This is a genomic window from Halorubrum sp. SD612 (assembly GCF_002135005.1).
In genome coordinates this window covers 1-7,103 of record NZ_NEWI01000133.1, presented here as the reverse complement: position 1 = coordinate 7,103, position 7,103 = coordinate 1, and the positions used below count along the sequence as shown (strand labels likewise).

Below are 7,103 nucleotides of genomic sequence, written 5' to 3'. Positions count from 1 at the left end.
GGGGCGGGTGGTCCGCGACAGTCAGGGTGTGGCGGGGGCCCTCGAGCAGCGAGGGGACGAGGTAGTGGTGCACGTCGGTGACGAGCCGGAGCCAGCGGGCGGACAGGCCCGGACTCAACACCGGGACCCTGACGATCCGGAGCGCGCCGCCGAGCTGCCGCCTGGTCCGCCGGAGGATCTCGGCGTACGTCAACACCTCCGGGCCGCCGATCTCGAACGTCTCGCCGGCGGTCTCGGGGACGTCGAGCACGCCGGCGAGGTACGCGACCACGTCGGCCACCGCGATCGGCTGACACAGCGTGTCGACCCACTTCGGCGTGACCATCACCGGGAGGCGCCGCGCGAGCCCGGCGACCACCTCGAAGCTGGCGCTGCCGGCGCCGATGATGATCGCGGCCCGGAGCGTCGTGAGCGCCGGGTCGCCGTCGCCGAGGATGCGCTCGACTTCGCGCCGGGAGCGGAGGTGTTCGGAGAGCTCGTCGCGGTCCTCGCCGAGCCCGCCGAGGTAGACGACGCGGTCGACCCCCGCGTCCGACGCGGCCGCGACGAAGTTCCGCGCGCAGTTCCGGTCGCGCTCCTCGTAGCCCGGGCCGCCGTCCATCGAGTGGACGAGGTAGTACGCGGCGTCGACCGTCTCGCCGTCGAGTTCGAACGCGGGCGGGAGCGTGTCGGGCTCCAAGAGGTCGCCCTCGACGACGGCGACGCCCTCGGGCGCGTCGTAGCCGTCGGCGTCGCGGACGAGCGCGACCACGTCGTGGCCGCGCTCGCGGAGCGTCGGGACGAGCCGGCTCCCGACGAACCCGGTCGCGCCGGTGACGAGCACTCGCATACCGTCCCAACGGGCGGCGCGACCATAAGCCCCGTCCCGTTCGGCGGTCGGACGGCGGGCCGAAGCCCGGGAGCGGGGGCCGGACGCGCCGCGGGCGATGTCGGGACCGATCGCTAGAAGTACCCCCGGGATCCTCGTCCGGTATGCGCGCTGGCGAGTTCGAACCGGTCCGCGGCGTCGAGGACCTGTACGTCCACGACACCGGCATGTTCGACACCGACGAGTACGGGGCCGTGTACGTGTACGACGCCGAGCGGCCCATCGTGATAGACACCGGGACGGGGGCGAACCGCGAGGCCCTGTTCGAGACGGTCGAAGAGATCGGGATCGGCCGCGAGGAGCTCGCGTGGATACTCCCCACCCACGCCCACCTCGACCACGCGGGCGGGGCGGGCTACCTCGCCGAGCGCTATCCGAACGCGGCGGTGCGGGTGCCCGAGAAGGGGGTCAGACACCTCGTCGACCCCGGAGCGCTCGTCGCGGGCACCAAGTCGGCGGTCGAGGAGCAGTCGGAGCACTACGCGGAGCCGCGGCCGGTCCCGGACGACCGAATCGAGGGCGTCGCCGACGGGGACCGGATCGATCTGGGCGACCGGGAGCTGGTCGTCCGCGACGCGCCCGGCCACGCCCCCCACCACGCGGTCTACCACGAGCCCGACGCGGGGGTCGTGTTCACCGCCGACGCCGCGGGGATCTACGTCCCCGAGGTCGACGACGTGGTGCCGACGACTCCGCCGCCGCAGTTCGAACTAGAGCAGTGCCTCGACGACCTCCGACTGATCGAGGATCTCGACCCGGACACGCTCTGCTTCGGGCACTTCGGACCGCGGCGCTACGAGCCGGAGCTGATCGGCGAGGCGAAGCGGGCGTACGTCGAATGGGTGGAGGCGATCCGTCAGAGGCGCGCGGAGCTCGGCGAGGACGACGCGGTCGTCGAACACTTCGAGGCGGCGAGCCGCGACGTCGACTACTGGAACGCCGAGCGCGCGCGGGCGAACGCGAGCCTGAACGTCAGAGGCGTGTTGACGTACCTCGATCACGTCGACGAGATCCCGACGGCGGACGCCGACGGGGAGTAGCCGACGGTGGACGCCGACGGGGAGTAGCCGACGGTGGACGCCGACGGGGAGTAGCCGACGGCGGACGCCGACGGGGAGTGGTCGACCGGGTCTGCGACGGCGGTCCCCGAGAGAAACGCCCTAAACCCCGCCGCACGTAGCTGAGAACAGATGGGTATCTTCGACACGATCCGGGCCGTGCTCGGGACGAGCGCCGAGACCGACGCGACCCGCGAGGCGGACCCCGAGGACCTCTTCGGGATGTCGACCGCGTACATGACGATGGAAGCGGACCTCCGCTACGACCACTGCGGCGAGGCCGCGCTGTGTTTCTCCGGCATGGACAGCACCCGCTTCGACGAGGCGGTCGAGACCGTCGAGGCCATCTTAGAGGCCGGCGAGATCGACACCGGCACGGGCTTCCACCGCCACGAGGACGACCACGGCTACCAGTGGTTCGTCCTCGAAGACGACGACCCCGAGGACCTGGTGACGAGCGTCCACTTCGCGGCCGACCAGTTCATCGAGGAGGGGTTCGGGTCGCGGCTGCTCGCGGCCGTCTTCGGGTTCGAGAACGACGACGGCCCCGTCTACTGGATCTACTCGTTCCGGCGCGGCGCCTACTACCCGTTCGCGCCGCGGGGGACGAGCGACCGGAACCAGCGCGTCGAGTTCAAGCTCCAGTCGGTCCTCGACGGCGAGCTCGGCTTAGAGGACGACGAGTCCTACTGGTATCCGCTGTGGCCCGACGCGCCCGGGAACCACCCGTGGGAGTGAGCGCGGGTGACGAGATGAGCGGCGACTCCGACTCGGAGACTGTCGGGCGAAACGCGCCGAAGAAGCGCCTGCTCCGCGGAATCGCCGTCCAGGCCGCGGCCGTCGCCGCGGCGGTCCACCTGCTGTGGGCGTGGCCGCGGCTCGGGTCGCCGCCCGACGCGCGCCCCTACTTCTTCCTCGCCGGGAGCGCGCTCGCGGCCGCGGTCGCCGCCGCGACGCTGCGAGCCGGCGAGTACCGCCGGCTGTACGCGCTCGGCGCGGGAACGCTCGGAGCGTTCCTCGGCGGGTTCCTCGCGTGGCACGGGACCGACGCACCCGCGGCGCTCGCGGCGGAGCCGCTGGCGGTCGCGGCGGCGGTCGTCGAGGTCGTCGGGGTCGGCGCCTACCTCGCCCTCTACCGGCTCGCGCCCCCGACGAGCGTCGCGGTCGAGCGACGGCGGCAAGGGGAATCGGACGGGAAGGAGGGGAACGAAGTTGAGGAGGAACGGACGCCGTGACCGACGCGTACCGGACGGTGGCCGAGCGCGCGACCGCGCGGTTCGAGGTCCAGGGCTCCGAGTTCCTCGGCCACGTCGCGCCCGTCGACACGGTTGACGCGGCGGAATCGTTCGTCGAGGCGGTTCGCGACGAGTACGCCGACGCGACCCACAACGTGCCCGCGTACCGGGTGCCCGCGGGCGAGCCGTCCGAGCGCACGCCGGGGGCGGAACCGATGCTCAGGGAGTACTCGTCGGACGACGGCGAGCCGACCGGCTCCGCGGGGAAGCCCGCGCTGAACGTTCTCCAGCAGCGGGAGATCCGGAACGTCGCGGCGGTGGTGACGCGGTACTACGGCGGGACGAACCTCGGGGTCGGCGGACTCGCGCGCGCCTACTCGCGCGCGGTGAAGGACGGCGTCGACGCGGCCGGGGTGATCGAGGAGCGGCCGCACCGCGGCCTCGTCGTCGAGACCGAGTACGACGACTCGGGGACGGTCCGGGGGGTGATCGAGTCGACGGGCGTCGAGTTCGACGCCGACTACGGCGAGCGGGTCCGGTTCGACCTCCGGGTGCCGGTGGCGGAGATCGACGCGCTCCGGGAGCGGCTCAACGACGCGACGAGCGGGCGGGTGGAGATCGAGCGCTGACGCCCCGACCTACGAGAACTTCCGAACCGTCATGTCGAGGGTGTCGAGGTCGAGGATGGGCGCGTAGCCGGCGTCGGGGTCGATGTTGACGGACTTCTGGAAGTCGGTCTGGGCCTGCCAGCAGCCGGAGTTGACCGCGAGGACGTTGTGGTACTTCCCCCAGCCGAGCTTGTGGACGTGGCCGGTGTGAAACACGTCGGGCACGTCCTCCATGACGAGGTAGTCGCGCTCCTCCGGCGCGACGCGGGTGTGCCCGCCGAACTGCGGGGCGACGTGGCGCTTCTTCAGCAGCTGGTACATCGCCCTGTGCGGCTCGTCGTAGCTCGCCTTCTCCTCGGGCAGCTCCGCGATCACCTCGTCGAGCGACACGCCGTGGTACATCAGGACCTCGACGCCCTCGACCGAGACCGTGGCCGGGTTCGAGACGATCCGGGCGTCGTGGACGTCCAGAATGTCCCGGATCTCGTCGTCAAACCCCGGTTGGGGCTCGGCGAGCCGGACCGCGTCGTGGTTGCCCGGGATCATCACGATCTCGGTGTTCGCGGGCACCTCCTTGAGGTGTTCCGCGAACGCCTCGTACTGCTCGTAGATGTCGACGATCTCCAGCTCCTCGTCCTGGTCCGGGTAGACGCCGACGCCCTCGACCATGTCGCCCGCGAGCAGCAGGTACTCCACGGCGTCGGCCTCGGGCGTGTGGAGCCAGTCGGCGAAGCTGTGCCACGCGTCGGCCATGAACTCGTCGCTGCCGACGTGGACGTCGGAGATCAGCGCGGCCTGAACGTGACGGTCCGCGCCGCCGGGGCGGTGCGTGCGGGGAACGTCGGGGAAGTGGAGCGAGTCCGCGAAGAGGATGCCGGCGTCGTCCGCGAGCGTCCCTTCGACGGCGACGCACTCGTCTAAGAGGATCTCGTCGACGACGTCGGCGAGGCCCTTGTCTTTCATCACCAAGGCGGGGAACGTTCCGGTGGTGTCCTCCAGTTCGATCAGCCAGTGGCCGGACTTCGTGGAGCGCACGTCGTTGACTAAGCCGATCATCGCGGCGTCGCTGCCGCCCGGCATGTCCGCGATCGCCTCCGCCGGGCGGTGGTTGACGCGGCCGCGGAGGATCTTCGAGAGCCGCTCGTAGCGGTCGCGGAACGTCGTGACGAAGTCGCCGTACTCGCCGGTCCCGGTGCTGCGACCGGTCATGTCGTTCCCGACCTCCAGGTCGCGGAGGTCGGCGGTGGGAGAGCGGTCGGTGTCGGTCGACGACGCGCCGATCGATGAGGCGTCGGTCGACGAGGCGTCGGCCGTCGCAGAGACGCTCGGGTCGGTCGACGAGGCGTCGGAGACCGCTTCGGTCCCGCCGGATCCGGTCGCCGAATACCCCTCGGTTTCGACTGGAGATTGTCCGGATTCGTCGGCTGAAGCGACCGATCCGTCGGCGTCGGCGATCGCCTCGCGGACGTGGTCGGCAGTGATGCGGAGGGCGTCGTCGGGGGCGCGGTCGACGGCGGCCGCGATGGCGGCGGCCGGGTCCGTCGCGCCCGCGAGCAGCGTGACCGCCTCGCGTTCGGCGTTGTAGCCGCGCTCCGCGAGGGCTTTCGCGATCCGTGCGTTCGACTCCAGCGGCACGATACCCGAAAGGGGGGTCTCGGGCAAAACCGTTCCGGAGCGCTCGACTGGGGTCGATGTCCCGAGCGAAGGGGCTCGACGTTCCGAGCCGAGGGGAATCGGCGCGCGGGACCCGGAAGCTTATGAACGGAACCTCCCAAAGGCGACGTAATGGACGAAGGGGATCGGCCGACGAACACCGACGGGTCGGCCGGTCGGGACGAACGGCCCGAAGACGAGTCTGCGGCGGCTCCGGGCGGGCCGAGCGATGAGGTTCTCGACGAGGCGGACGACCGAGACCCGGCCGGTCGAGACGCCGGCGGGTCGAGTACCGGAGACGCCGACGGCGAGAGTGCGGTCGACGCTCGGGGCGATCCGGAGCCGGCCGGCAAATCCGACGACGGCACCCCCCTTGACGAAGATGTCGACGGAGGAGGCCGATCCGCGCCGTCGGCGTCGCCGGACACCGGAGCGGACGAGTCGTTGGTACACCGGCTTCGTCACGACCGCGAAGGCGCGCTGATGTGGATACGAGAGATGCTGTCGAGCGTCGCCGTGGTCCTGCTGGTCGGGCTGCTGCTGTTCGGCGTCAGCGGCGTCTGGCCGCCGATGGTCGCCGTGGAGTCGGGGAGCATGGAGCCGAACATGCGGGTCGGCGATCTCGTGTTCGTCACCGATCCCGGCCGGCTCGCGCCGGACGCGGCGGAGAACGACGTGGGCGTGGTCACCCACGAGGCGGGGCAAGCGGTCGACTACCGAACGTTCGGGTCCTACGGCTCGGTGGTCATCTACACGCCCCCGGGCCGAACCGGATCGCCGATCATCCACCGAGCCATGTTCCACGTTACCGAGGGCGAGAACTGGTACGACCGCGCCGACGAGGAGTATCACGGCGCCGTCGACTGCGAGTCGCTGGCCAACTGCCCGGCGCCGCACGACGGGTTCGTCACGCTCGGGGACAACAACGGGGCCTACGATCAGGCCAGCGGGCTCTCACCCCCGGTCAGAGCCGAGTGGGTGAACGGGGTGGCACGGGTCCGCGTCCCGTATCTCGGATACATTCGCCTGATCGCGACGGGACAGGTTGAGCTGAACGAGGCGATAACACGGACGGTCGGAAGCGGCCTTCCGGCGACTGGATCGGGGCCCGTTTCGGCTGCGCTGGCGACGTAGCTTCCGCTGGATCGGGGTCGGCGTAGTTCCCGGCGGGGCCGTCTCAGTTGTCGAACCGCGCTTGGACGAACGGCTGCGCGTTCTCGATGTCGCCGAGCCGCGAGTCCGACAGGAGGACCGCCTCGGTCTCCTCGACCGGGACGGAGAGGCCCATCTCCTTCGTTCGGCCGTAGCGGCCCTTCGAGACGACGACGGCGTTGACGATCCCGAGCATGTCGAGTTCGCTGATGAGGTCGGTTACCCGACGCTGAGTCAAGACGTCGGCGTCGATCTCCTCGCAGAGCCGCTTGTAGATGTTGAACACCTCGCCGGTGTTGATGTTGTGAACGCCGTTCTTTTCGAGAAGGATGACGGCGAACAAGACGATCTTGCTCTGGGTCGGGAGGGTTCGAACGACCTCGACGACGCGGTCCAGTTCGATCTTGTCCTGCGCCTGTCGAACGTGTTTCTCCGCGACGATCTCGGCCTGCGAGCGCTCGGCGAGTTCGCCGGCGGTACGGCGTAGGTCGAGCGCGCGCCGCGCGCCCCCGTGTTCCTGCGCGGCCAA

General features: G+C 70.6%; 8 protein-coding genes. 5 read left to right on the top strand and 3 right to left on the bottom strand.

Annotated elements, in window-relative coordinates:
- The coding region (locus tag B9G38_RS13120; RefSeq protein WP_086220647.1) for an NAD(P)H-binding protein at positions 1-829 on the bottom strand (829 nt) is incomplete at its 3' end.
- Between the two features lie 143 nt (positions 830-972).
- On the opposite strand from B9G38_RS13120, the gene B9G38_RS13115 reads away from it, so the two are divergent.
- The 4 genes from B9G38_RS13115 (at position 973) to B9G38_RS13100 (ending at position 3,790) form a co-directional block, all read left to right on the top strand.
- Positions 973-1,908 (top strand): MBL fold metallo-hydrolase, encoded by a 936-nt coding sequence (locus B9G38_RS13115; RefSeq protein WP_086220646.1) that lies wholly within the window; start codon positions 973-975, stop codon positions 1,906-1,908.
- A 150-nt stretch (positions 1,909-2,058) separates the two neighbouring features.
- Positions 2,059-2,664 carry a hypothetical protein gene (locus B9G38_RS13110; protein WP_017343492.1) on the top strand — a complete coding sequence of 202 codons (606 nt, stop codon included), beginning with the start codon at positions 2,059-2,061 and terminating at the stop codon, positions 2,662-2,664.
- A gap of 14 nt (positions 2,665-2,678) precedes the next feature.
- The gene (locus B9G38_RS13105) at positions 2,679-3,161 is read left to right on the top strand and encodes a hypothetical protein (protein ID WP_198945696.1); all 483 of its coding nucleotides are present in this window, start codon (positions 2,679-2,681) and stop codon (positions 3,159-3,161) included.
- Positions 3,158-3,790 (top strand): YigZ family protein, encoded by a 633-nt coding sequence (locus B9G38_RS13100; RefSeq protein WP_086220644.1) that lies wholly within the window; start codon positions 3,158-3,160, stop codon positions 3,788-3,790. Before B9G38_RS13105 ends, B9G38_RS13100 begins: the two co-directional genes overlap by 4 nt.
- Before the next feature lie 9 nt (positions 3,791-3,799).
- Here B9G38_RS13100 and B9G38_RS13095 read toward each other — a convergent pair whose 3' ends face one another.
- On the bottom strand, positions 3,800-5,404 hold the full coding sequence (locus tag B9G38_RS13095; RefSeq protein WP_086220643.1) for a DNA-directed DNA polymerase II small subunit: 1,605 nt from the start codon (positions 5,402-5,404) through the stop codon (positions 3,800-3,802).
- 150 nt (positions 5,405-5,554) lie between these two features.
- Here B9G38_RS13095 and B9G38_RS13090 point away from each other — a divergent pair, with 150 nt between their 5' ends.
- Positions 5,555-6,556, top strand: coding sequence for a S26 family signal peptidase (locus B9G38_RS13090; RefSeq protein ID WP_086220642.1), 1,002 nt, complete (start codon positions 5,555-5,557; stop codon positions 6,554-6,556).
- A gap of 43 nt (positions 6,557-6,599) precedes the next feature.
- Here B9G38_RS13090 and B9G38_RS13085 read toward each other — a convergent pair.
- A partial coding sequence (locus B9G38_RS13085; RefSeq protein WP_394334927.1) for a Cdc6/Cdc18 family protein occupies positions 6,600-7,103 on the bottom strand: 504 nt, incomplete at its 5' end.

Excerpts from the sequence above, each read along its gene's own strand:
- B9G38_RS13115 (WP_086220646.1), top strand. The coding sequence starts at position 973 with ATGCGCGCTGGCGAGTTCGAACCGGTCCGCGGCGTCGAGGACCTGTAC.
- B9G38_RS13110 (WP_017343492.1), top strand. The coding sequence starts at position 2,059 with ATGGGTATCTTCGACACGATCCGGGCCGTGCTCGGGACGAGCGCCGAG.
- B9G38_RS13105 (WP_198945696.1), top strand. The coding sequence starts at position 2,679 with ATGAGCGGCGACTCCGACTCGGAGACTGTCGGGCGAAACGCGCCGAAG.
- B9G38_RS13090 (WP_086220642.1), top strand. The coding sequence starts at position 5,555 with ATGGACGAAGGGGATCGGCCGACGAACACCGACGGGTCGGCCGGTCGG.